21 protein-coding genes and 2 pseudogenes are annotated in these 21,485 nt (G+C 71.6%); 20 read left to right on the top strand and 3 right to left on the bottom strand.

Translation table 11 applies throughout. The features are described from left to right. The first annotated feature begins 57 nt into the window (after nt 1-57). The 3 genes from KOI47_RS33865 to KOI47_RS33855 all read left to right on the top strand — a co-directional run bounded on the left by KOI47_RS33865 (nt 58) and on the right by KOI47_RS33855 (nt 3,658). Complete coding sequence (locus KOI47_RS33865) at nt 58-1,344, top strand: adenylosuccinate synthase (RefSeq protein ID WP_216211516.1); 1,287 nt, start codon at nt 58-60, stop codon at nt 1,342-1,344. Between the two features lie 57 nt (nt 1,345-1,401). Further along, nucleotides 1,402-2,343: a TIGR03564 family F420-dependent LLM class oxidoreductase gene (locus KOI47_RS33860; protein WP_216211513.1), complete on the top strand. Its 942-nt coding sequence runs from the start codon at nt 1,402-1,404 to the stop codon at nt 2,341-2,343. Nucleotides 2,344-2,431: 88 nt separating this feature from the next. After that, entirely contained in the window at nt 2,432-3,658 is a 1,227-nt protein-coding gene (locus KOI47_RS33855) for an MFS transporter (protein WP_216211510.1), read from the top strand. Here KOI47_RS33855 and KOI47_RS33850 read toward each other — a convergent pair. Then, nucleotides 3,655-4,788, bottom strand: a complete 1,134-nt coding sequence (locus tag KOI47_RS33850) for a glycerophosphodiester phosphodiesterase (RefSeq protein ID WP_232376956.1) — start codon at nt 4,786-4,788, stop codon at nt 3,655-3,657. The two genes, KOI47_RS33855 and KOI47_RS33850, sit on opposite strands and share 4 nt — an antisense overlap. Before the next feature lie 223 nt (nt 4,789-5,011). On the opposite strand from KOI47_RS33850, the gene purD reads away from it, so the two are divergent. From purD to KOI47_RS33805, 10 genes and pseudogenes are all read left to right on the top strand, one after another. Then, the gene (gene purD, locus KOI47_RS33845; RefSeq protein WP_216211505.1) at nt 5,012-6,274 is read left to right on the top strand and encodes a phosphoribosylamine--glycine ligase; all 1,263 of its coding nucleotides are present in this window, start codon (nt 5,012-5,014) and stop codon (nt 6,272-6,274) included. Nucleotides 6,275-6,402: 128 nt separating this feature from the next. Beyond that, the gene (locus KOI47_RS33840; protein WP_232376434.1) at nt 6,403-6,834 is read left to right on the top strand and encodes a WXG100 family type VII secretion target; all 432 of its coding nucleotides are present in this window, start codon (nt 6,403-6,405) and stop codon (nt 6,832-6,834) included. Beyond that, nucleotides 6,812-7,390 (top strand): DUF3558 domain-containing protein, encoded by a 579-nt coding sequence (locus tag KOI47_RS33835; RefSeq protein WP_232376433.1) that lies wholly within the window; start codon nt 6,812-6,814, stop codon nt 7,388-7,390. Before KOI47_RS33840 ends, KOI47_RS33835 begins: the two co-directional genes overlap by 23 nt. A gap of 7 nt (nt 7,391-7,397) precedes the next feature. Continuing rightward, a complete protein-coding gene (locus tag KOI47_RS33830; protein ID WP_216211499.1) occupies nt 7,398-9,077 on the top strand; it encodes a PPE domain-containing protein in 1,680 nt (559 codons plus the stop codon). Nucleotides 9,078-9,084: 7 nt separating this feature from the next. Beyond that, nucleotides 9,085-9,861 (top strand): ESX secretion-associated protein EspG, encoded by a 777-nt coding sequence (locus KOI47_RS33825; protein WP_216211496.1) that lies wholly within the window; start codon nt 9,085-9,087, stop codon nt 9,859-9,861. Between the two features lie 142 nt (nt 9,862-10,003). Further along, entirely contained in the window at nt 10,004-10,297 is a 294-nt protein-coding gene (locus KOI47_RS33820; RefSeq protein WP_216211493.1) for a hypothetical protein, read from the top strand. Between the two features lie 30 nt (nt 10,298-10,327). Next, a pseudogene (locus KOI47_RS36070) lies at nt 10,328-10,636 on the top strand (WXG100 family type VII secretion target); the annotation flags it as partial. A gap of 1,728 nt (nt 10,637-12,364) precedes the next feature. Then, nucleotides 12,365-12,580: pseudogene (locus tag KOI47_RS36065) on the top strand (transglycosylase SLT domain-containing protein); the annotation flags it as partial. A 144-nt stretch (nt 12,581-12,724) separates the two neighbouring features. Further along, nucleotides 12,725-13,903 (top strand): aminotransferase class I/II-fold pyridoxal phosphate-dependent enzyme, encoded by a 1,179-nt coding sequence (locus KOI47_RS33810; protein WP_216211485.1) that lies wholly within the window; start codon nt 12,725-12,727, stop codon nt 13,901-13,903. Nucleotides 13,904-14,009: 106 nt separating this feature from the next. Then, complete coding sequence (locus KOI47_RS33805) at nt 14,010-14,183, top strand: hypothetical protein (protein WP_170220831.1); 174 nt, start codon at nt 14,010-14,012, stop codon at nt 14,181-14,183. Between the two features lie 7 nt (nt 14,184-14,190). Here the strand turns inward: KOI47_RS33805 and KOI47_RS33800 are convergent, their stop codons facing one another. Continuing rightward, entirely contained in the window at nt 14,191-14,802 is a 612-nt protein-coding gene (locus KOI47_RS33800; RefSeq protein ID WP_216211482.1) for an HAD family hydrolase, read from the bottom strand. Then, nucleotides 14,799-15,830 carry a threonine aldolase family protein gene (locus KOI47_RS33795; protein ID WP_216211479.1) on the bottom strand — a complete coding sequence of 344 codons (1,032 nt, stop codon included), beginning with the start codon at nt 15,828-15,830 and terminating at the stop codon, nt 14,799-14,801. The genes KOI47_RS33800 and KOI47_RS33795 overlap by 4 nt, the downstream gene beginning before the upstream one ends. A 166-nt stretch (nt 15,831-15,996) precedes the next feature. Between KOI47_RS33795 and KOI47_RS33790 the strand changes: the two genes are divergently transcribed. From KOI47_RS33790 to KOI47_RS33760, 7 genes are all read left to right on the top strand, one after another. Then, entirely contained in the window at nt 15,997-16,503 is a 507-nt protein-coding gene (locus KOI47_RS33790; protein ID WP_216211476.1) for a SigE family RNA polymerase sigma factor, read from the top strand. Further along, a complete protein-coding gene (locus tag KOI47_RS33785) occupies nt 16,496-17,242 on the top strand; it encodes a hypothetical protein (protein WP_216211474.1) in 747 nt (248 codons plus the stop codon). Before KOI47_RS33790 ends, KOI47_RS33785 begins: the two co-directional genes overlap by 8 nt. A 43-nt stretch (nt 17,243-17,285) precedes the next feature. Continuing rightward, on the top strand, nt 17,286-17,879 hold the full coding sequence (locus tag KOI47_RS33780) for a TetR/AcrR family transcriptional regulator (protein ID WP_216211470.1): 594 nt from the start codon (nt 17,286-17,288) through the stop codon (nt 17,877-17,879). A 73-nt stretch (nt 17,880-17,952) separates the two neighbouring features. Further along, nucleotides 17,953-18,495: an RNA polymerase sigma factor gene (locus KOI47_RS33775; RefSeq protein ID WP_216211467.1), complete on the top strand. Its 543-nt coding sequence runs from the start codon at nt 17,953-17,955 to the stop codon at nt 18,493-18,495. Next, on the top strand, nt 18,492-19,136 hold the full coding sequence (locus tag KOI47_RS33770; protein WP_216211464.1) for a hypothetical protein: 645 nt from the start codon (nt 18,492-18,494) through the stop codon (nt 19,134-19,136). The genes KOI47_RS33775 and KOI47_RS33770 overlap by 4 nt, the downstream gene beginning before the upstream one ends. Before the next feature lie 30 nt (nt 19,137-19,166). Then, the gene (gene purB, locus KOI47_RS33765; protein ID WP_216211460.1) at nt 19,167-20,597 is read left to right on the top strand and encodes an adenylosuccinate lyase; all 1,431 of its coding nucleotides are present in this window, start codon (nt 19,167-19,169) and stop codon (nt 20,595-20,597) included. A 59-nt stretch (nt 20,598-20,656) separates the two neighbouring features. After that, the gene (locus tag KOI47_RS33760) at nt 20,657-21,478 is read left to right on the top strand and encodes an MOSC domain-containing protein (protein WP_216211457.1); all 822 of its coding nucleotides are present in this window, start codon (nt 20,657-20,659) and stop codon (nt 21,476-21,478) included. Nucleotides 21,479-21,485 lie beyond the last annotated feature (7 nt).

The following is a 21,485-nucleotide window of genomic DNA, read 5'->3' as shown; positions in this document are numbered from 1 at the left end:
AGCGCCACCGGCCGAACGGCCGAATACAGTCCTGTTGCCGAACACCTGGAGTTTCACATGCCGGCCATCGTGCTCATCGGTGCCCAATGGGGCGACGAAGGCAAGGGCAAGGCCACCGACCTACTCGGGGACCGGGTGCAGTGGGTGGTGCGTTACCAGGGCGGCAACAACGCGGGCCACACCGTCGTGCTGCCGGACGGCCAGGACTTCGCGCTGCACCTCATTCCGTCCGGGATCCTCACCCCCGGTGTCACCAACGTGATCGGCAACGGGGTGGTGGTGAATCCCGGTGTGCTGCTGGACGAACTGGCCGGGCTCGAGGAGCGCGGGGTGGACACCGGCGGGCTGCTGCTCTCCGCCGACGCGCACCTGATCATGCCGTACCACGTGGCCATCGACAAAGTCACCGAGCGCTACCTCGGTGCCAAGAAGATCGGCACCACCGGTCGCGGGATCGGCCCCTGCTACCAGGACAAGGTGGCCAGGGTCGGGGTAAGGGTGCAGGACCTGCTGGACGAGAAGATCCTGCGGCAGAAGGTGGAAGCGGCCCTGGAGTTCAAGAACCAGGTACTGGTCAAGGTCTACAACCGCAAGGCGCTGGACGCCGAGCAGGTGGCCGACGAGGTGCTCGCCGCGGGGGAACGGTTCGCCCACCGCATCGCGGACACCCGGCTGGAGCTGAACAAGGCCCTCGAGCGCGGCGAGAGCGTGCTGCTGGAGGGCTCGCAGGGCACGCTGCTGGACGTGGACCACGGCACCTACCCGTTCGTCACCTCCTCCAACCCCACCTCGGGTGGTGCGAGCGCGGGCTCCGGGATCGGGCCCGGCCGGATCACCACGGTGCTCGGCATTCTCAAGGCCTACACCACCAGGGTCGGCTCCGGGCCCTTCCCGACCGAGCTGCACGACGAGTCGGGCGAGAACCTGCGCAAGTCCGGCGGGGAGTTCGGGGTCACCACCGGCCGGTCCCGGCGCACCGGCTGGTTCGACGCGGTGATCGCTCGCTACGCCGCCAGGGTCAACGGGGTGACCGACTTCTTCCTCACCAAGCTGGATGTGCTGTCCGGCCTGGAGAAGGTGCCGGTATGCGTGGCCTACGAGGTGGACGGGTTCCGTACCGAGGACATGCCGATGACGCAGACCGACGTGCACCACGCCACCCCGATCTACGAGGAGCTGCCCGGCTGGTGGGAGGACATCAGCGAGTGCCGCACCTTCGCCGGCCTTCCCGCCAACGCGCGGGCCTATGTGGAGCGGCTGGAGGAGCTCGCCGGTGCCAGGATCTCCGCGATCGGCGTCGGTCCAGGGCGGGAGCAGACCATCGTGCGGCACGAGTTCGCCTGACCCTTCCCACTCGCTGGGACACGGAAGATCACACCGGTGGTGCGGTTGCACACCGGTGTGAGCATCGGAGTGGCGCTGCCCGCACGCGACGCGGGCGAGACGGACAACCTGGTCGAGACCCTGATCGAACGCACCGCGCAGGCGGCAGCGGCCGGCCTGCGCTCGGCGTGGTTCCCGCAGATCATGGACGTGGACGCGATCACCATGGCCGCGCTGGCCGGGCGCGCGGTGCCGGAGATCGCGGTGGGGACCTACGTGGTGCCGATCTACCCCCGGCACCCGCTGCTGATCGGCGGTGCCGCGCAGACCGCGCAGGCGGCCACCGGTGGCCGGTTCACCCTCGGCGTGGGGCTGGGTGCGCAGAACGTTCAGGAACCGGCGTTCGGCGTTCCCTACCCGCCGCCCATCCAGAACCTGCGCGAGCAACTGACCGTGCTGCGCGAGGTGCTGGCCGGTGCGCAGGTGGACTACGCGGGCAAGCTGGTGACAGCCCGCCCGCCGCTGCCCACCAGGGTGCCGGGGGCACAGCCGCCCGTGCCGCTGCACGTGGCCGCGATGGGCCCGCAGGCGCTGAAGGTCACCGGGGAGCTGGCCGACGGCACGATGCCGTACCTGGCTGGCCCGCGGGCGCTCGGTGAGTTCATCGTGCCGTCCATCACCACCGCCGCCGAGCGGGCGGGCAGGCCCGCACCCGCCGTCATCGCCGCGGTGCCCGCGCTGGTCACCGGCAGGGTGGACGAGGCACGCGAGCGGTCAGCCGAGCAACTCGCCTTCTACGACACCATCCCGTCCTACCAGCGGGTCATCGAGCGGGAAGGAGCCTCCCGTGCCCTCGACCTTGCCCTGATCGGCGACGAGGAGACGGTCGCGGCGGGGCTGCGGCGGTACCTGGACGCGGGTGCGACCGAGCTGGTGCTGGTCAACACCGGCCTGAACGGCGAGCAGGACCGCCTGCGCACCTGGCGACTGGCAGGCGAGCTGGCCAGGAGCTTCCACTGAACGGAAGGCAACGGTAGTCAACCTCCGTACGCATTGCGCACCATCGGACGCTTAGCGAACACCGTCGCGATGAGGCACGGAGGTTGTGATGAACGCTGCCGGAGTACGGGACGCGCGCTGGGTCGTGCCGTTGTGCTGGGCGGCCGTCCTGCTCGACGGTTTCGACCTGGTGGTGCTCGGCGCGGTCATCCCCGTGTTGCTCGACGACGGGGTCTGGGGGATGACCGCGGGCACCGCCTCGGTGGTGTCCACCGTCGGGCTGGTCGGGATGATGCTGGGGGCGCTGGCGATCGGCACCGTCACCGATGTGATCGGCAGGCGTAAGGCGCTGATCCTTGCCGTGCTGTCCTTCTCCGGGTTCACCCTGCTGTGCGCCGTCGCGCCATCGGCCTTCCTGTTCGGGCTGCTGCGTTTCCTCGCCGGACTCGGCCTCGGTGGCTGCCTGCCGACCGCCATCACGCTGGTGACCGAGTTCGCCCGCGCCGGGCGGAACAGTTCGGCGACCACCACGATCATGACCGGCTACCACGTCGGTGCGGTGCTGACCGCGCTGCTCGGGCTGGTGGTGATCGAACCGCTGGGCTGGCGGGCGATGTTCGTGCTCGGCGCGGCGCCCGCGCTGGTGCTGCTCCCGCTGATGCTGCGGTACCTGCCGGAGTCGGAAGCCTTCGCCCAGGTGTCCCGTACCGAGCGCGGCGGGACGGCCGCCGTGCGCACGTTGTTCCACAATGGACTGTTGCGGGCGACGATCGCGTTCTGGGTCGCGTCCTTCATGGGACTGCTGCTGGTCTACGGGATGAACACCTGGCTGCCGGAGATCATGCGGGAGGCGGGTTACCCGCTCGGTGCGGCGCTTGGCTTCCTGCTGACCCTGAACGTCGGCGCGGTTCTCGGGCTGCTCGTCGCCGGGCGGGTCGCCGACCGGGTCGGCGTGCGGCCATCCGCGATCGGCTGGTTCGCCGCTGCCGCGGTGTTCCTCGCCCTGCTCAGCATCAAGCTGCCCGGGATCGGGGTCTATCTCGCCGTGCTGATCGCCGGATTCTTCGTGTTCAGCTCGCAGGTGCTGGTCTACGCCTACGTCGGCCGCACCTACCCGGCCGAGGGCCGGGCCACCGGACTCGGCTGGGCGGCCGGGGTCGGGCGGCTCGGCGCGATCAGCGGCCCGCTGCTTGGCGGCGCGCTGGTCTCGGCAGGCATCGCGTATCCGTGGGGTTTCTACGCCTTCGCGGCGGTGGGTGCCGTGGGCGCACTGGCCGTGCTGGCCGTCGGCTCGGCCAGGAAGGCGGAACCGACGGCCGGCGCCCGGTCCGGTTAGCGCTCTTCGCGTGCGGCCACCGCGATGTCCGGGTGGTCGGCGAACACCCCGTCGATCCCGGCGGCGCGGAACGCCTCGTACTCGGCGAAAATGTCGCCCCAGGCTGCCGGGTCGGCCGAGGACCGCAGGTTCGCGGGCAGGAAGGCGTTCTCCGCCCGGAAGGTGTAGGGGTGCACCTGCAACCGGAACCGGTGCGCATCGGCCACCAGGTTGGTCGGTTCGCCGAGGTTGCCGTCCTCGTCCCGCGGGATGACCCGGTTCTTGTCCGGGCCGATCCCGTCGGCGTAGCGGGCGATCTCGGCCAGCCCCGCGCGGGTCACCAGGTCGTCGTAGGTGCGCGGGTCGCCCTTGGCCACGAAGTCGTACGGCGCACCGGAGCCGCCGATCAGCTGCACCAGCGGGACGCGCAGCTCGTGCTCCAGCTGCTCGAGGTTGCTCACCTCGAAGGACTGCACGTACACCTTCGCGTGCCGGTGGTTCAGCCCGTTGCGGTTCAGCGTGCGCACCAGCGCGGGTTCCAGCGGCAGGCCCTGCTCGCGGAAGTAGGTCGGGTGCTTGGTCTCCGGGTAGATCCCGATCCGCCGGTGCAGCTGCCAGGACAACCGCCGGGACAGGTCGATGATCTCCTGCAGGGTGGGGATCTGGTAGCGGCCGTCGTAGATCGTGTTGTTCGGCCGCAGGTCCGGGATCCGCTCCTTGGCCCGCAGGGTCTTCAGCTCGGCGAGGGTGAAGTCCTCGGCGAACCAGCCGGTGACCTCCTCACCGTCCAGCACCTTGGTGGTCCTGCGGTCGGCGAACTCCGGCCGCTGCGCGACGTCGGTGGTGCCGCCGATCTCCGGTTCGTGCCGGGCGACCAGCACACCGTCCTTGGTGGTCACCAGGTCCGGTTCGATGTAGTCGGCGCCCATCCGCGCCGCCAGCTCGTAGCTGGCCAGCGTGTGCTCGGGGCGGTAGCCCGAGGCGCCTCGGTGTCCGACGACCACGAGCTCATCGTGCCCCCGTGCCGCACCGGCCGCAGCCGCACCGGCGGTACGGTCGTTGTCCTGCGCGGTCGCCGGACCGGCGGCGACACTCGTCACACTGAGCACGGCCAGGCCGGACAATGCCAGCGCCGCCAAGCGGGTTCTCACCATCGGGTGACCTCCAAGGGGAACTTTGCGACGTACCGCGCAACCCTCACCAGCGAGTGCGTCAAACGGGCGAAGCGAACCAGGATGTTCGCTGACGGGACGGTGAACGTCGCAGGGCGGGACGAGTCTAACCGCCACGCAGGGTCACCACCGCTATTCCTTCGACAAGCTAAGCATGTGGGGGAACTCGTCCATGAATTGCCCCGGAGCTACCCTTTGACACGTGCGCGTACTGGTAATCGGGTCCGGTGCCCGGGAACACGCTCTTGCCCTTGCCGTTTCGCATGATCCGGCGGTGACCGCACTGGCCTGTGCTCCCGGCAACGCGGGTACCGCGGCGGTGGCCGAGCAGCTCGCCGTGGACGTGGCCGACCCGTCCGCGATCGCCGAGCTGGCCGGCGGGTGGAAGGCCGACCTGGTGGTGATCGGTCCGGAGGTGCCACTGGTCGCCGGGGCCGCGGACGCCGTGCGCAAGACGGGCATCGCCTGCTTCGGTCCGTCCGCCGAGGCGGCCAGGATCGAGGGCTCCAAGTCCTTCGCCAAGGACGTGATGGCCGCGGCCAAGGTGCCGACCGCGCACAGTGAAGTGGTGGACAACCCGGCGCATCTGGACGCCGCGCTCGGCCGGTTCGGGCCGACCTGGGTGGTCAAGGACGACGGGCTCGCCGGGGGCAAGGGTGTCGTGGTCACCCAGGACGTCGACTTCGCCCGCAAGCACGCCATGACGCTGCTGGACGGCGGCCACCCCGTGCTCCTGGAGTCCTATTTGGACGGGCCGGAGGCCTCGTTGTTCTGCCTCGTGGACGGGCAGACCGTGGTGCCACTGGTGCCCGCGCAGGACTTCAAGCGGGTCGGCGACGGCGACGCGGGCCCGAACACCGGCGGGATGGGGGCCTACGCCCCGTTGCCGTGGGCGCCGCCCGGCCTGGTGGACGACATCGTGCAGACCATCGTGCGCCCGGTGGTTGACGAGCTCGCCGCGCGCGGTGCCCCGTTCTCCGGGCTGCTCTACGCCGGGCTCGCGCTGACCTCCTCCGGCCCGCAGGTGATCGAGTTCAACTGCCGGTTCGGCGACCCGGAGACCCAGGCCGTCCTGGCCCTGCTGCGCACCCCGCTTTCCGGGCTGCTGCACGCCACCGCCACCGGAAGGCTCGCCGAGCACCCGCCGCTGGAATGGGCCGAGGGCGCGGCGGTCACGGTGGTGCTGGCCGCGGACGGTTACCCGGGGCTACCGCGGACCGGTGACGTGATCACCGGCGCCGAGGCCGAGGGCGTGCTGCATGCGGGCACCCGCAGGCGGGAGGACGGTGCCGTGGTCTCGCACGGCGGCCGGGTGCTCGCCGTGGTCGGCACCGGCGAGGACCTCGAAGCCGCGCGGGAGCAGGCCTACCAGCGGGTAGGCAAGGTGCACCTGCTCGGCGCGCACCACCGCACGGACATCGCGTTGCGTGCGGCCCATGGCGAGATCGCCGTCCCGGCGGGCTGAGCGAATTCCGGAGTTCCGGGAACCGGCGGCGCGTCTCCCGCGTCCAAAACTCAGGCCGCCATAACACGCAGGTTGGTAGCCTGCGCAGAGGACTGGCCGGCTACCGACCGCAAGCGGGGGTGCGCACGATGTCAGACGATCCGCCGGAGCAGAACCCGCAATCGGGCGGTCCGGGCGCGGGCGGGGCCCTCGCCACGTACTCGCTCGGCGCTGGCGTGCCCACCGCGCCGGACGCGCGGGACATCCGGGTCGACCCTAGCAAGTTGCTCGAGGTCGCCTCGGTCATCGAGACCCAGGCCAACCAGCTGCAGGACAAGCTGCGGGCCCAGCTGGAGGCGCTGCGGATCGAGCCGCCGTCCCAGGACGTGGTGAGCATCCATGCGGTCGAGGCGTGGAACAACGTGATCGTGGACGGCGAGGAGTCCTACGAACGCCGGGTCCGCGCCTATGTCCAGGGGCTGCGGTCGCTGGTCGAGCAGCTGCGCGCGGCCAGCGCCGAGTACGAGGGCAGCGAGGACGAGCGGGCGGAGAGCTTCGGTGACCGGGTACCCGGGGCGTAGGCGCACCGTGCTGGTCGTGCTGGCCGCCGCCGGGCTGGCCGGCTGTGACTCCGCACCCGATGCGGGCCCCGCCCGCACCGAGACCCCGAGCGGGGAGCCGGGGCCGGGCCTCCAGCGCCCGGCCGAGCTGCCGCTGGACGGGGTGGACCCCTGTGCCCTGCTCGGCACCGCGGACCTGGACGCACTGGGGGTGAACAGCAGGCCCCGGCGGTCCGGCGCGGCCTGCTCCTTCGATGTGGACCGGACCGAGCCGTACTACTCCTACGTGCTGGAAACCATGCTGGACACCGGCCTGGGCTCGTGGGCAGAGCAGGCCCGGCAGGCACCGGCGCTGCGTACCAGGCCCAACTCGGTGGCCGGCTTCCCCGCGCTGACCAGGTACCGGGCGAGCAGGCAGCCGAGCGACTGCCAGACGCTGGTCGGGGTGGCCACCGGGCAGACGCTGCGGGCGCAGCTCTACCCGTTGAGCGGCCGGGCGTTCGGCCAGCAGCAACTGTGTGACATGTCGGAGCGGGCGGCGACGCTCGCGGTGCGGACGTTACGAGCGGGGAAGTGAGAGACAGATGGACGGTTCGATCGTTCAGTACGGCAGCCTCGCGGAGCTGGTTGGCCGGATCACCGACCAGCGCTTCGACGGCTACACCGACGAGGGCGTCGCCGAGGAGATCGACCTCTTCCGGTCCGGGCCCGGCATCGGCAGCATCGGCGCGGCCGTGGAGGCGCTGAAGGCCGTCGGTGCCGCGCTGGTGGAGACCGAGGACACCCTGCGCGAGGAGCTTGGCAAGCTCGGCGTCGAATGGCAGAGCGAGGCCGGGATCGCGGCCGGTGCCGCGGTGCAGCGCAAGGCGGACTTCTCCGCCGACGCGAACGACAAGGTGACCAGCTCGGCGGAGAAGGTCTTCGCCCAGGGCGAGGCCTTCAACCGGACCCTCTACAAGCTGCCGGACCCGGAGGTGATCCGGGCCGGGGCAGGCGGCTACAGCTTCGGCGACTCGCTGTTCAGCCTGATCGGTTTCGAGACCGACCACGCGCGCAAGGTCGCCGAAGGCATGGAGGCGCGGCAGCAGGCGGTGGCGGCGCTGAACAGCTATGCCAAGGAGAGCGGGCAGAACCTGGGCACGGTCGATCCGATCGTGGAACCGGAGGCGCTGCGGATGAGTGCGCAGCAACGGGTGCCCGGCTCGGTGGACGCGGGAGGACCGCCGGTTGCACCCGCACCGGACGTGACCTCGGCCGCGGGTGCCGACGGCCAGCCGGTGCGTGGCTCCGCGCCGGGGCAGGCGGCCACCCCGGTCCGGCCGCCCGCGGCGGAACCGGCCTCCGCACCAGCGGGGATCGCGTCCCCCGCCCCGGCGGCACCCCGGCAGACCGGCGCCGTCGCGGGTTCCCCGGCGCCGGACCGCACGGCACCCAGCGCCGCTCCGGCCGACCCCGCGGCGGGCCGCCCCGCGGGCACGGCGGTCGGCGGCATGGTCACCGGTTCCCAGCGGCCCGCACAGGAACCGGCCGCGGGCGGGCGGCCCTCCACCGGCCCTGGTGCCCCGCAGGCATCGGGCTCCAGTGCGACGGCCGGAGGTCCCGGCGTCGCCGGGGTGTCCGGGACGTCCGGGACCTCCGGCGGGCAGGCGGGCCAGGGTGCGCCTGCCGCGCCCGGCCGGGCCGGTGGCGGCGTCCCCGGCGCCCCTGGCGCGGGCTCGGCACCCGGTGGCGGTGGCGTCGGCAAGGTCGCCATGCCAGGCGGGCAGGCCGCGACGAGCCAGGAGGCTCCGCTGGCCAAGGGCAAGATGTCCAGCGCCGTGCCGGACGCGCCCGCCGCCGGGGCCACTGGCGGCACCGGTACCGGGTACGGCGCGGCACCGAAGCCGAGCAACACGGGCACGAACCTGGCCATGGGCGCGACCGCGCTCGGCGCGGGCGGCGTGGCCGGTGCGATGAGTGGCGAGCAGGAGCGCCGTGGCCGCGGGGTCGGCCGCAGCGCGCCAGGCGCGGGCCAGTCACCGCGGGCGCTGTCCATCGGGGACCTGCCCGAGGAGGAGGACCGGGCCAAACGCAACGCCGACCGGCTCAACCCGAAGGGTCGCGGGGACCGGGACGGGCTGCTGGAACGCGCCGCCCCCGCCGACGGTGAGGCGGACAGTGATCACGTGCGCAAGTTCGGCGTGGACGACCACGACCTGTTCACCGACCAGCGAATGGTCACCCCGGACGTGATCGGGCCGGACGGCACCAGCGACGAGCGCTGAGCAGGGGATGGAGTCCTCGGCAGGCGGCAGCATCGTGCTGTCCACACTGGAGTTCGACGTGCTGTGGGAGGCCGAGCGGCTGCCGCCGCGGCATCCCGCGCTGGAGGTACCCAGCCCGGGCCGTACGCACAGCGAGCGGGCCCGGCTGGCCGAGGAGGCATGGCAGGCGCTGGCCCGGCGTGGCCTGGCGCGGGCGGGCCGGGCTGGTGGCGAGCTGACCGACCAGCTGCAACTGCTGGCAAGGCCAAGGGCCGGCATCGACGTCTGGGTGTGGGCCGAGCGCGAGATCAAGGGCATGGCGGTGGTCTCCGGCAGCCAGGCACTGCTGTGCGTGGTGGACCGGGGCGAGGTCTGGCTGATCCCGGTCTGGGAGAGCTCGCTCGCCGAGTCGGCGGTCTCGGTTGCCGGTGAGCTGGACCCTGGGGTCGGGCGTTCGGTCAGCCTGCCGCACGAGACGCTGCGCGCGGCCGATGCCCAGGCCCGCGGGGACGCCAAGGCCCTGGTGACCGCGCTGGAGGATCGGCAGGTACCGCTGTGGCAGGCGCAGGAGCTGGCCGGGATGCTGCTGGGCACGGTCTCCCGCGGGCAGTTCGGCGCGCAGCGCACCACGCGGGACGGGCAGTCCCATCGCGCCGGGCGGGTGGTGGCCTTTCACGACACCGATGCGGGCCGGTACCTGTTCCAGGTCCAGCGCAACACCGACGGGCAGGACTGGGCCACCATCGCGCCCGCGGACAACGCGTTACTCGCCCAGCGGGTGTGGGAACTCCTGGACGAGACCTGATTTTTGTGGCCGCGCGATGAGCACAACGGGTGCCGGACGTTTTACAGTTAGCGCGGAACCACCCTGGGCAGGTCGGCGTCCCAAGGGCGGGAAAGCTGGGCGAAGGGGATGACGAGGCGTGCCGGTATACGACCCCGATTCCATGAACATCACGGCCGGAAACATCGGCAAGCTGGCGGAGGATTTCGAAACCGCGGGGGGCAAGGTCACCGGGGTCAGCGGGGAGAATCCGTTCGGTGGAATGGACACCTCGGCCGGGATCTCCGCCGCGCTGGGCTCCTTCACCTCGGGAATGCAGGCCGAGTTCGCCGCCGCGGCAAAACTGATGACGGCGACCAGCCAGGCCCTGCGGGACGCGGCGAAGGTAACCGCGGAAACCGATGAGGCGGGCAGGGACAGCCTGACCGTGCACGATCCGGACCAGATGCGCGCGTGAGCGGGCTGAGCAGGCACAGGGGCCGAGAGCATGGGTGACGAGCGGACCGAACCGGGGCAGCCACCCGAGTGGACCAAGGTCGAGGACAAGGCCGCGCAGGTGGCGAAGGTGGACCCGGGCGCCATCCACGACGTGTCCCGCCAGTTCGCCGAGGCTTCCCGCAGCGCGGGTGACCACAGCACGGCCCTGCGCAACGCCACCAGCGCGCTGCAGGGCGGGGTATGGGACGGACCGGCGGCCGAGGCGTTCTTCGACTATGTCGGCCGGATCGGCGCGGCAGGCACCAAGGTGAAGGACAAGCTGGACGAGGTCGCCGCGGAGCTGGACACCCTGCAGGAGACGCTGGCCCAGCTCAAGCGGGAGATCGAGCAGACAAGGGACGAAGCCAAGAAGGAGATCGGGGACCGCAACCGGCAGGCCGAGGCCGACGCCAAGGCGGCACGCGAGCAGCAGGCGGCGTTCCAGCGCGGGGAGGTCGCCAAGCCGCCGCATCCGGACGAGGCCACCATCCTCGAGCAGGCGGCCAAGGCCAACAGCGACACCGCCGAGCGGGCGGCCACCCGGATCGATGACCTGCTCACCCAGGCCAATGACGCCATCGACAAGGCCATGAGCCTGGTCAAGGAGGAGGTCGGCGGCGGCTTCTCCGCGGTACCGCAGCCCGGCTCGGCGGGAACCGCGCCGAGCGGCAGTGGGGGCCTGAACGGGGCGGGCCCCGGCCCGAGCGTCGGTGGCGGCGGCAGCGGTGGTGGTGCCGGCTACGGCGGCGGGGGCGCGGGCGGCGGTGGCCTCGGCCCGAGCGGCGGCCCGCCGACCACCGGCCCGCCGCCAGGCAACGTGGAGCAGTGGATCCGCGAGGCCATCAAGATCCTGCAGGCCAACGGCGTCCCGGTGACCGAGGACAACATCGACGAGATCTGGACGATCATCGAAAAGGAGTCCGGCGGCGATCCGCACGCGATCAACAACTGGGACTGCGTGCCGCTGGACACCATGATCCTGACCCGCCGCGGTTGGCTGAAGCACGACCAGGTGCGGGTCGGGGACGAGACCATCGGCCGCAACCCAGCCACCGGCCGCAGCGAGTGGACCCGGATCGAGGAGGTCATCCACTACCAGGACGCGCCGCTGATCCGGATCGGCAACTCGCGCTGGCACGCCACCACCACGCCGAACCACCGCTGGGTCAACCTGCCGAGGGTCGGGGTGCGGCGCTCCGGGCTGCCGGTGGTCTGCCCGGAGTGCGGCTTCCAGCCGCGTTCCGCCGCGCAGCCCGCCAACGGGGTGGCCGTGCACCGGCGCAAGGCGCACGGGGTGGTGCCGCCCAAGCAGCAGAGCGCCTATGCCACCGAGTCGCAGTTCGTCAGCACCGCGGAGATCCGCAGCAGGGACCGGCTGCTGGTCGCCGCGCCCGCGGACACCCCGGCCGATATGGACATCACCGTGCGGGAGGCCGCGCTGCTCGGCTGGATCGCAGGGGACGGTCAGGTCGAGTACCGGGGGCAGCGGCCGATCATGTCGATCACCCAGTCCAAGCCGCGGGTGGTCGAGCAGCTGCGCAGCCTGCTTGCGGACCTGCCGCACACGGTGTCGGTCGGCGACCGCACCGGACGCGCCCGGCATCAGTTCCGGCTGGATGCCGGGTACACCCAGGACCTGCTGGCCCGCGCGGGGCACCCCAGGTCGGACGCGGTGACCCAGGTGCTCGCGATGTCCGGCGAGCAGCGGGAGGCCTGGCTGGAAGCCATCATCGACGCCGAGGGCACCCGCACCATGCAGCCGGGCTACACCAAGCCGCAGGTCACCATCTACCAGGCACCGGGCCCGGTGCTGGAGGCGACGACCCTGGCCGTGTACCTGTCCGGCGCACGCCCCCGGGTACTGCACAGCACCCGTTCGGAGCAGCCGGAGACCTGGAGCCCGGAGGCCGCGGTCAAGCTGAACAACGCCGTGATCAGTGGCTCCTTCCTGACCAGGGAGGATGCCGGCCGGGGTGAGGTCTGGTGCGTGCGCACCGGGCTGGGCACCTGGACCGCCTTCGAGGACGAGCAGATCTTCCTCACCGGCAACTCCAACGCCGCCAAGGGCACCCCCTCCAAGGGCCTGATGCAGTGCATCGACCCCACCTTCCAGGCGCACGCGCTCCCCGGCCACGGCGATATCTACGACCCGGTGGACAACATCATCGCCGGTGTCCGCTACACCTTCGACCGCTACGGCGGCTTCGAGGGCCACCCCGGCCTGAAGTCGATGGCCTCCGGCGGCGGCTACCAGGGCTACTGACCCCCAGCTCCCCCGGCGTGTTTGCTCCCCACGCACGCGTGTTGGCCGTCCACGCGCGCGAGTTTGCCGTTCCCGTCCTGGGCGCAATTCCCGCCACCCAGCCGGCGGCCCACGCACCTGGGACGGAGCGCTTAGGGTGACGGCATGATCGACCCCGCCGCGTTCCCAGGGCCATCCTCCCGCGCCGATGTCGCGCCCTTCCACGTGATGGAGGTGCTGTCCGCGGCGCAGGCGCGGCAGCGCAGCCACGGCGACGTGATCGCGCTGTGTGCAGGGCAGCCGACCGCAGGCGCGCCGCAGCCGGTGCTGGACGCCGCGGAACGGGCCCTGCGCACGGGAGACCTCGGCTACACCGTGCAACTGGGCATCCCGGAGCTACGCGCGGCCATCGCCAGGCACTACCGGCACTGGTACGCGCTGGAGGTGAGCCCGCAGGAGGTGATCGTGACGACCGGCTCATCCGGCGGGTTCCTGCTGTCCTTCCTCGCCGCTTTCGAGGCGGGCGACCGGGTGGCGATGGCCCGCCCCGGCTATCCGGCGTACCGCAACCTGCTCACCGCGCTGGGCTGCGAGGTGATCGAGTTCGCCACCGAGGAACACACCCGCTTCCAGCCGACCACCGAGCTGCTGGACACCCTCGGCCCGATCGACGGCCTGGTGGTGGCCAGCCCCAGCAACCCCACCGGCACCGCGCTGCCGCCTGCCGAGCTGGCCGCCATCGCGGGCTGGTGCTCGGCCCGCGGGGTGCAGCTGATCAGCGACGAGATCTACCACGGCATCTCCTATGGCACCGAGCTCGGCTGCGCCTGGCAGAGTTCGCGGGAGGCGCTGGTACTCGGCTCGTTCTCCAAGTACTTCGCGATGACCGGCTGGCGGCTCGGCTGGATGGTGGTGCCCGACCGGCTGCACCGCGCGGTGGACGTGCTGACCGGGAACTTCAACATCTGCCCGCCCGCACTGGCCCAGCGAGCCGCGGTGGCGGCCTTCGAACCGGAGTCCTACGCCGAGCTGGACAGCCACGTCGAGCACTACCGGGCCAACCGGGACCTGCTGGTCACCGGCCTGCGGGAGATCGGCCTGGACCGGGTGGCCCCGGTGGACGGCGCCTTCTACGCCTACGCCGACGTCTCCGCGCACACCACGGACAGCCTGAGCTGGTGCCAACGGCTGCTCGCGGACACCGGCCTTGCCATCACGCCAGGGATCGACTTCGATCCGGTGCAGGGCGGGCGGTTCGTCCGGTTCTCCTTCGCAGGCGCACGGGCGGACCTTGCCGAGGGCGTCCGGCGGCTGGGCAGCTGGCTGGGTCCTGGAACCCCCTGATGCCGACCCGGATATCTCCCTGATGGTTCGTCACATCACGAGCTATTTGCCTTCTTACATGGCAACCTGCAAGAGAGAGACGCGAAGCTAGCGCGGAGGGTAGGCCATGTTCTGGAAGATCGTCGGAGTCCTGATCGTCGTCTGGCTGGCGTTCACGGTGCTCGGGTTCGTGATCAAGGGGCTGTTCTGGCTCGCCGTGATCGGTGGCGTGCTGTTCCTCGGCACCGCGGCCTACGGGGCGATCAAGGGCAAGAACGACCCCAAGCGCATTCGTTCCTGACCGGCCGTCACAGCGGCAGGTGCCGCCGGGCGGCCTCGACCCCCAGCCAGCGTTCGGCGCGCAGTCCTGCCGCCCTCGCTCCGTCTACATTGTACTGACGGTCGTCGAGGAAGAAGCAGTCCGCAGGGTCCGCCTCCAGCCGGTCCAGCAGCATGGCGAAGATCGCCTTGTCCGGCTTGGCGATTCCGACGTCGCCGGAGAACAGCAGCTCCCGGAAGTGTCCGGCCCACGGCTGGCGCTCGGCGAACCGGGCGAAGGACGAGGGAGCGTTGGACAGCAGGGCCAGCCGGGCACCGGCGGCGGACAGTGAGTCCAGCAGCTCCAGGGTGGCTTCCTCGGTGGGCGCCCAGCCCGCGATGTCGATCTCGGTCAGCTCGGCTGAGGTGGCCTCGTCCACCCGCACGCCGAGCGCGTCCCCGATCGCGCGCCAGTAGTCCAGATCCGAGCAGCCCCGGTCGTAGACGTCCCGTTGCGCCCAGTAGGCCGGCTCGAATTCCGCGCGGGGAACGTCCAGGCAGGCCGCGAGTTCGGGAATCGCCTCGGTGCGGCGGGAGATGACCTCGCCGTAGTCGAAGATCACCCAGCCGGTCGGCGCCCGGCCGTCACCTTCGCGGGTCATGCCGCCGCCTTGATCCGCCGTAGCGCCTCGTCGATGTCCTCGGCCGAGATGTCCCGGTGCGTCACGAACCGCACCTTACCGGCCATCGGCGAGGCCAGGATCCGCAGCGAGCGCAGTGAGTCCAGGGTCATAGCAAGATCGGCGACCGGGGCGAGGACGATGTTGGTCTGCGGCTGGACCACCTGCCAGCCCAGCTCGGTCAGCCCGTCGGCGAGCTGCCGCGCCGCCGCGTGGCTCTCGGCGAGCTCGTCCACCCGGTCCAGCGCCAGCAGGCAGGCCGCCGCCAGTATCCCGCCCTGGCGCACCCCGCCGCCGAGCATCTGCCGCATCCGGCGGGCCTGCTCGATGAACTCCTCGCTGCCGGCCAGCACCGAACCGACCGGGGCGCCCAGCCCCTTGCTGAAGCAGGCGGACACCGTGTCCGCCCCGACGGTCAGCGCGGCCGGCAGCACACCGAGGGTGACGGCGGCGTGCCAGATCCGGGCCCCGTCCAGGTGCACCCGCAGCCCGGCGTCCTTGGCCAGCGCGACCAGCTGCGCGTGCTCATGCGGCGGGGTGACCGCGCCACCGGCCGCGTTGTGCGTGTTCTCCAGGCACAGCAGCGAGGTGCGCAGGGCGTAGTACGGCAGCTCACGCGGGCCGACCGCGCCCCGCAGCGTCCGCGGCGAGGGTCGGCCGGGTCCGGCGTCGTGCGCCAGCGGCTCCGGCATGCCCCCGGCCAGCCATGCGGCCGAGCCCAGCTCGTTGACCAGCACATGCGCGTCCCGGGGCGCCAGGAACCGGTCGCCGCGGCTGAGGTGGATACTCAGCGCGATCAGGTTGGCCATGGTGCCGCTGGGGGTCCACAGCGCCGCGGGCATGCCCAGTACCGTGGCCGCCCGCTGCTCCAGCTCGCGCATGGTCGGGTCGGTGTCGATCACGTTGTCGCCGACATCGGCGGAGGACATCACGGAGCGCATGGCGTCATCCGGGCGAGTGACGGTATCCGAACGGAGGTCGAGCACCGGGGTCACGGAAGAGGTCACCATCCGATCGCATCATAGGGGTAATCACCGGTTCAACTGCGCGTGCACGGTAGGCGGAGCGTCAACGTGCTCACTCGATCGGGTAGAACTTCTCTACCTCCCATGCAACCGTGGAACCCTCGAGTTCCGTCTTCCCCGGACAACACACACCGAGCGGAGAGCCAACCGCGTGGACCAGCGCGACGAGCAGGAGTTCGCGGAGTACTTCGCCGCAAGGCGCGACTCCGTGCGACGCACCGCGTACATGCTCTGTGGCGACTGGGACAAGGCGGATGACCTGGCGCAGACGGCGTTCGTCGCGCTGCACCGGCGCTGGCGCAAGATCCGGGACCGGGCGGCGACCGATGCCTACCTGCGCAAGACCCTGGTGCGAGCCGCCATCGACGAGTCGCGGCGGCCGTGGCGGCGGGAACGGCAGACCGAGGAACTGCCCGAGCCCGGACCCGGCGGCGACCGGCTCGACGAGCTGGTCGCCACCAGGCAGGACCTGCTCGCCGGCCTGCGCAGGGTGCCGCCGAAACAGCGGGCCGTGCTGGTCCTGCGCTACTTCGAGGGCCTGGACGTCAGCGGGGTGGCCGGCGTGCTGGGCTGCTCCGAGGGCAATGTGAAGAGCCAGACGGCGCGCGGCCTGGCGAACCTGCGAGGCGTGCTGGAGGAGGTGGACACGCATGGATGAGCACGAACTGCGCACGCTGTTCCGGGAGGCGCCGGGGGAGCCGCCTGCCGCGAGTTTCGACGCCGAGGACGTGGCCGCCAGGTCCCGCCGCCTCACCTCCCGGCGCCGGATGGCGATCGCGAGCGGCGCCAGCTGCGTACTACTGGTACTTGCCGGAGCCGGTCTACTCGGTGTAGGTCTGAACATGGACCCGTTCGAGACTGCTCCGAATGCCGGATCGAGCGCGGTGGATGCCCAGCACGATTCGGGGACCGAGTTCGGCGGGGCGGAGCAACCCGCCCAGCCGTCCATGCGTCATCCGAATGAGGCACCTGCCCAAGGCTTCCCGGACTCCTCGCCCAAGCAGGGGGGCGAAGGGTCGGGGGAGAACGGCCCTCGGGCCGAGAGCACCTCCGGGTGCGACCAGGTGGACCGGGAGCTCGTTACCGCCCTCGCTGACGAGCTCCCGGTCACCGCTCAGCCGAAACCCGTGGTCAGCCGCATCTGCGGCGCGGGATGGCGGTCGGCGGGGGTGGCCGTGCAGGACGGCAGCGCGTCCGGTCAGATCTCCGTCGCCGTGCTGCCCGCGGGCACCATAGTCAGTCCGGCCCCGCCGCCGGAAGGCAGCGAACGGGCCAGCCACGCCACCGTGAGCGGCGGAACGGTGATCGTGCTGAGCACCCCGGCACCGGGGACGAGCAGGGCGCCGTACGCCGGGTCCGTTGACGGCCTCGCGGCGGCGCTGGCCGGGCGGTTCTGAGCCTGCCCGCCTGGCACGAGCCCACTTGGCACAATGAGCCGTCATGACCACAGCCGCGAGTACGCCGAAGGGCGAGCGCAGGCGCGCCGCACTGGTCGAGGCAGCCGCCGCACTGCTCGCCGAGGGGGGCTTCGACGCCGTCCGGCACCGGGCCGTGGCCGAACGGGCCGGCCTGCCGCTCGCCTCCACCACCTACTACTTCGACTCCCTCGACGACCTGGTGGCCGCGGCCGTCGAGCACCACTCCCGCACCGAGCTGGCCCATGGCAGGCGCTGCCTTGACGACCTCACCACCCGGGACCGGGGGGTGGACGCGCTGGTCGAGCTGGTGCTCGAGCTGCTGCTCGGCCCGGAGCAGCCGGGCAGGGAGGCCGATGCCGAGGCCGTGCTGCTGCGGTACGAACGGCTGGTGGCCACCGGGCGGCGCACTTACCTGCGGCCGCTGATGCGCACCCTTTCCGCCGAACTGAACGCCCTGCTCACCGAGATCTTCGCGCGGTCCGGCACCCCGGTGGACGCCACTGAGCTGGAACGGCTGGTCGCGCTGGTGGATGGTGCCGTGGTGAACGCGCTGGTCGCCGTGGACCCGGAGCCGAGGGCGGCCGCCGCCAGGATGCTGCGTAACGCCCTGAGCTGACCCCGCTCACAGCGGACCCCCCATGCAACCCCGGCGCGGTGGGCTCCGTGAGAAGGGGTCGAAAGGGGGCGTGATGAAGAAACCGGACGAATCGGCTTTCCGCGAGTTCGCGCTGGCGCAGGCGCCGGGACTGCGCCGGGTGGCCTACCTGCTGTGCGGGGAGTGGCACCTCGCGGAGGACCTGATGCAGGACGCCCTGCTGAAGATCTACCGCGCCTGGTCCCGGGTGCGGGAAACCGACCGGCTCGGCAACTACGCGCGCAGGGTGCTGCTGCGGGTGTGGCTGGACGAGAAGCGGAAACCCTGGCGTCGCAGGGAACACCGGGCCGCGCCGGTGCCCGAGGTGGCGGACGAGACGCTCGACCCCGCCGCCTCCGCCCAGCGCAACTGGGTGGGCGGGCTGGTCCGGGACGGCCTCGCCGAGCTGCCGCCAAAGCAGCGTGCGGCCGTGGTGCTGCGCTACTTCGAGGAACTCTCGGTGGCCGAGACCGCCGAGGTACTCGGCTGCTCCGAGGGCAACGTGAAGAGTCAGACCGCCCGTGGCCTGGCCGCCCTCGGCCGGATCCTCGCCCCGCTCGATCCGACTCCGACCAGACATGAGGTGAACGTGCCATGAGCGAGCAGCAGGTACGCGACGCACTACACGCCGCGGTTGCCGCGGAGCCACCACTGGATTTCGACCCGGATGCCCTGGTCAGCTCGGCGCAGCGGCGCACGCGCAGGCGTGCGGTGACCTTCGCGAGCGCGGGTGTGGTTGCGGTCGCGCTCGCCGCGGTGACCGTTCCGGGGCTCGTGAACACCGGCGCCGAGCGGTCCGTGCCGGCGGCTTCGGCCGGGCAGCCGGTGACCGGGCAGACGGCTGCCGCCGATCGAGGGCTGGAACAGCGTGCGGCCGAGCTGAAGGACTACCTGACCAGGCGCCTGCCCGAGTTGTCCCCGAGCGCCACCGTGGTCAGCGCAGGTCCGTTCGGGAACACCGCCGACGGCACGGTGAGCCCGGACGGTCCCCGCATGCTCGCGGGACCCGTCGAGCTCGAGTACCCCGACGGCAAGTTGTCCCTGCGGTTCCGGTTCGATCCGACCGGTGCCGGCGAGCCGCTGCCCGGCTTTCCGCCGGACGCCGACGAGGCCCTCGGAGTCAACATCCTGTCTGGTGACACCACGGTGACTATCATCTCTTTCGGGCAGCGGGAACGCGCGGCGTCCGCCACTGAATGGCTGCGGCAGCTCGAAGGGGACCCGAACCTGTCCCTCTGAGCCCGCCCGCCCGCGGCTACGCTCGGTTTCGTGACGCACAAGCCCGCCATCCCGAACGTCCTCGCCGGCCGCTACGCCTCCGCCGAGCTCGCCGAGCTCTGGTCCCCCGAGCACAAGGTGATCCTGGAGCGCAGCCTGTGGCTGGCCGTGCTGCGGGCACAGGCCGAGCTCGGCGTGCAGGTGCCGGAAGGGGTGATCGAGGACTACGCGGCGGTGCTCGAGCGGGTCGACCTCGGCTCGATCGCCGAGCGGGAGCGGGTCACCCGGCACGACGTGAAGGCCAGGATCGAGGAGTTCAACGCGCTGGCCGGGCACGAGCACGTGCACATGGGGATGACCTCACGGGACCTCACCGAGAACGTCGAGCAGTTGCAGGTGCGCCGCTCGCTGGAGCTGGTGCGGACCAGGGTGGCCGCGGTGCTGGCCAGGCTGGCCGCGCTGGCCACCGAACACGCGGACCTGGTGCTGGCAGGCCGCTCGCACAACGTGGCGGCGCAGGCGACCACGCTGGGCAAGCGGTTCGCCAGTGCGGCCGACGAGCTGCTGGTCGCCTTCGAACGGCTGGACGAGCTGATCATGCGATACCCGCTGCGCGGGATCAAGGGACCGGTGGGCACCGCGCAGGACATGCTGGACCTGCTCGGCGACAAGGCCACCCTCCGGCTGCTGGAGCAGCGGGTGGCCGGGCACCTCGGGTTCGAGCGGGTGCTCACCAGCGTGGGCCAGGTCTACCCGCGCTCGCTGGACTTCGACGTGGTGTCCACTGTGGTCCAGCTGGCGGCCGCGCCGTCCAGCCTGGCCACCACGATCCGGCTGATGGCGGGCAACGAGCTGGTCACCGAGGGTTTCAAACCCGGGCAGGTCGGCTCATCGGCCATGCCGCACAAGATGAACACCCGCTCCTGCGAACGGATCAACGGGCTGGCCGTTGTGCTGCGCGGCCACCTCTCGATGATCGGAGAGCTGGCAGGCGCGCAGTGGAACGAAGGCGACGTCTCGGATTCGGTGGTGCGCAGGGTGGCGTTGCCGGACGCCTTCTTCGCGCTGGACGGCCTGCTGGAGACCACCCTCACCGTGCTCGGTGAGTTCGGCGCATTCCCCGCGGTCGTCGATCGCGAGCTGAACAGGTACCTGCCGTTCCTTGCCACCACGAAGGTGTTGATGGCCGCGGTACGGGCCGGGGTGGGCCGGGAGACCGCGCACGCGGCGATCAAGGAGAACGCGGTGGCCGTGGCGCTGGCCATGCGGGAGCAGGGGCAGGCCGAGAACGACCTGCTGGACCGGCTGGCAGCCGACTCCCGCATCCCGCTGGAGCGGGCCGAGCTCGGTGAACTGCTCGCCGACCCGATCTCCTTCACCGGAACCGCGGGGGCGCAGGTGGCCAACGTTGTCGACCGGGTGGAGCGGCTACTGGAACGCTTCCCCGAGGCCGCGGGGTACTCCCCGAAGCCGATCCTGTAGCACCGCGCGCCGGCCGAAACGGCGTCGAGCCCGCGGCGGTGGACGGCTAGGGTGTAGCCGTGCTTCGTGTCGATCAGCTCGCGTACTACCCGGTCAAGGGCTGTGCCGGGACCCCGGTGCGCGCCGCCGAGGTGACCGCAACCGGGCTGGCACTGGACCGGGCGTTCATGGTGGTCGACGAGCACGGCATGTGCCGCACCCAGCGCCGCTTCCCCATGCTGGCGACCGTCCGGCCGATCCCGGCGGATGGTGGGCTGACCCTTACCGCACCCGGGGTCGAGGACCTGCACCTGGAGGTCGCCATCGAGGGGCCGCGCAGCGCGGTGGCGGTGTTCACCTGGGAGGGCAAGGGAATCGACCAGGGCACGGCGGCTGCCGACTGGCTGAGCACGGTGCTGGGCAGCCCGAGCAGGCTGATCCGGGTACCGCCGGACCATCAGCGGGCGACCGACGGCATCATCCCCGGCACGGCCGGGTTCGCCGACAGCAGCGCCATCCTGGTCACCACGACGTCCTCTTTGGACGGACTGAACGAGCGGATCGCCGAGCAGGGCGGCGAGCCGGTCCCGATGAACCGGTTCCGGCCGAACATCGTGCTCAGCGGCTGGACCGAGCCGCATACCGAGGACGGGGTGCGCCGGCTGGCCGTGGGCGAGGTGGAGCTCGGCTACACCAAGATGTGCGTGCGCTGCCCGGTGCCCACGGTCGACCAGGACACCGGAACCAGGGCCGGGCCGGAGCCGATCCGCACCCTGGCCCGGTACCGGCGGGCGCCCGAGGGCGGGGTCACCTTCGGCATCAAGATGGCCGTGCTGCGCACCGGGCGCGTCAACGTCGGCGATGAAGCGGTTGTCCCGGAGTGGGCGCCGCCGTGGGCGTGAGCCGCGT

The organism is Amycolatopsis aidingensis, assembly GCF_018885265.1.
In the GTDB taxonomy this organism is placed as follows: domain Bacteria; phylum Actinomycetota; class Actinomycetes; order Mycobacteriales; family Pseudonocardiaceae; genus Amycolatopsis; species Amycolatopsis aidingensis.
The sequence above is the reverse complement of the archived record's forward strand: the minus strand, read 5'-3'. Positions and strand labels throughout refer to the sequence as shown.

What these genes read in the sequence shown, in the direction of transcription:
- KOI47_RS33865 (WP_216211516.1), top strand. Translation starts at nt 58, where the DNA reads ATGCCGGCCATCGTGCTCATCGGTGCCCAATGGGGCGACGAAGGCAAG.
- KOI47_RS33855 (WP_216211510.1), top strand. Translation starts at nt 2,432, where the DNA reads ATGAACGCTGCCGGAGTACGGGACGCGCGCTGGGTCGTGCCGTTGTGC.
- KOI47_RS33840 (WP_232376434.1), top strand. Translation starts at nt 6,403, where the DNA reads ATGTCAGACGATCCGCCGGAGCAGAACCCGCAATCGGGCGGTCCGGGC.
- KOI47_RS33830 (WP_216211499.1), top strand. Translation starts at nt 7,398, where the DNA reads ATGGACGGTTCGATCGTTCAGTACGGCAGCCTCGCGGAGCTGGTTGGC.
- KOI47_RS33825 (WP_216211496.1), top strand. Translation starts at nt 9,085, where the DNA reads ATGGAGTCCTCGGCAGGCGGCAGCATCGTGCTGTCCACACTGGAGTTC.
- KOI47_RS33820 (WP_216211493.1), top strand. Translation starts at nt 10,004, where the DNA reads ATGAACATCACGGCCGGAAACATCGGCAAGCTGGCGGAGGATTTCGAA.
- KOI47_RS33810 (WP_216211485.1), top strand. Translation starts at nt 12,725, where the DNA reads ATGATCGACCCCGCCGCGTTCCCAGGGCCATCCTCCCGCGCCGATGTC.
- KOI47_RS33805 (WP_170220831.1), top strand. Translation starts at nt 14,010, where the DNA reads ATGTTCTGGAAGATCGTCGGAGTCCTGATCGTCGTCTGGCTGGCGTTC.
- KOI47_RS33800 (WP_216211482.1), bottom strand. Translation starts at nt 14,802, where the DNA reads ATGACCCGCGAAGGTGACGGCCGGGCGCCGACCGGCTGGGTGATCTTC.
- KOI47_RS33795 (WP_216211479.1), bottom strand. Translation starts at nt 15,830, where the DNA reads ATGGTGACCTCTTCCGTGACCCCGGTGCTCGACCTCCGTTCGGATACC.
- KOI47_RS33785 (WP_216211474.1), top strand. Translation starts at nt 16,496, where the DNA reads ATGGATGAGCACGAACTGCGCACGCTGTTCCGGGAGGCGCCGGGGGAG.
- KOI47_RS33780 (WP_216211470.1), top strand. Translation starts at nt 17,286, where the DNA reads ATGACCACAGCCGCGAGTACGCCGAAGGGCGAGCGCAGGCGCGCCGCA.
- KOI47_RS33775 (WP_216211467.1), top strand. Translation starts at nt 17,953, where the DNA reads ATGAAGAAACCGGACGAATCGGCTTTCCGCGAGTTCGCGCTGGCGCAG.
- KOI47_RS33770 (WP_216211464.1), top strand. Translation starts at nt 18,492, where the DNA reads ATGAGCGAGCAGCAGGTACGCGACGCACTACACGCCGCGGTTGCCGCG.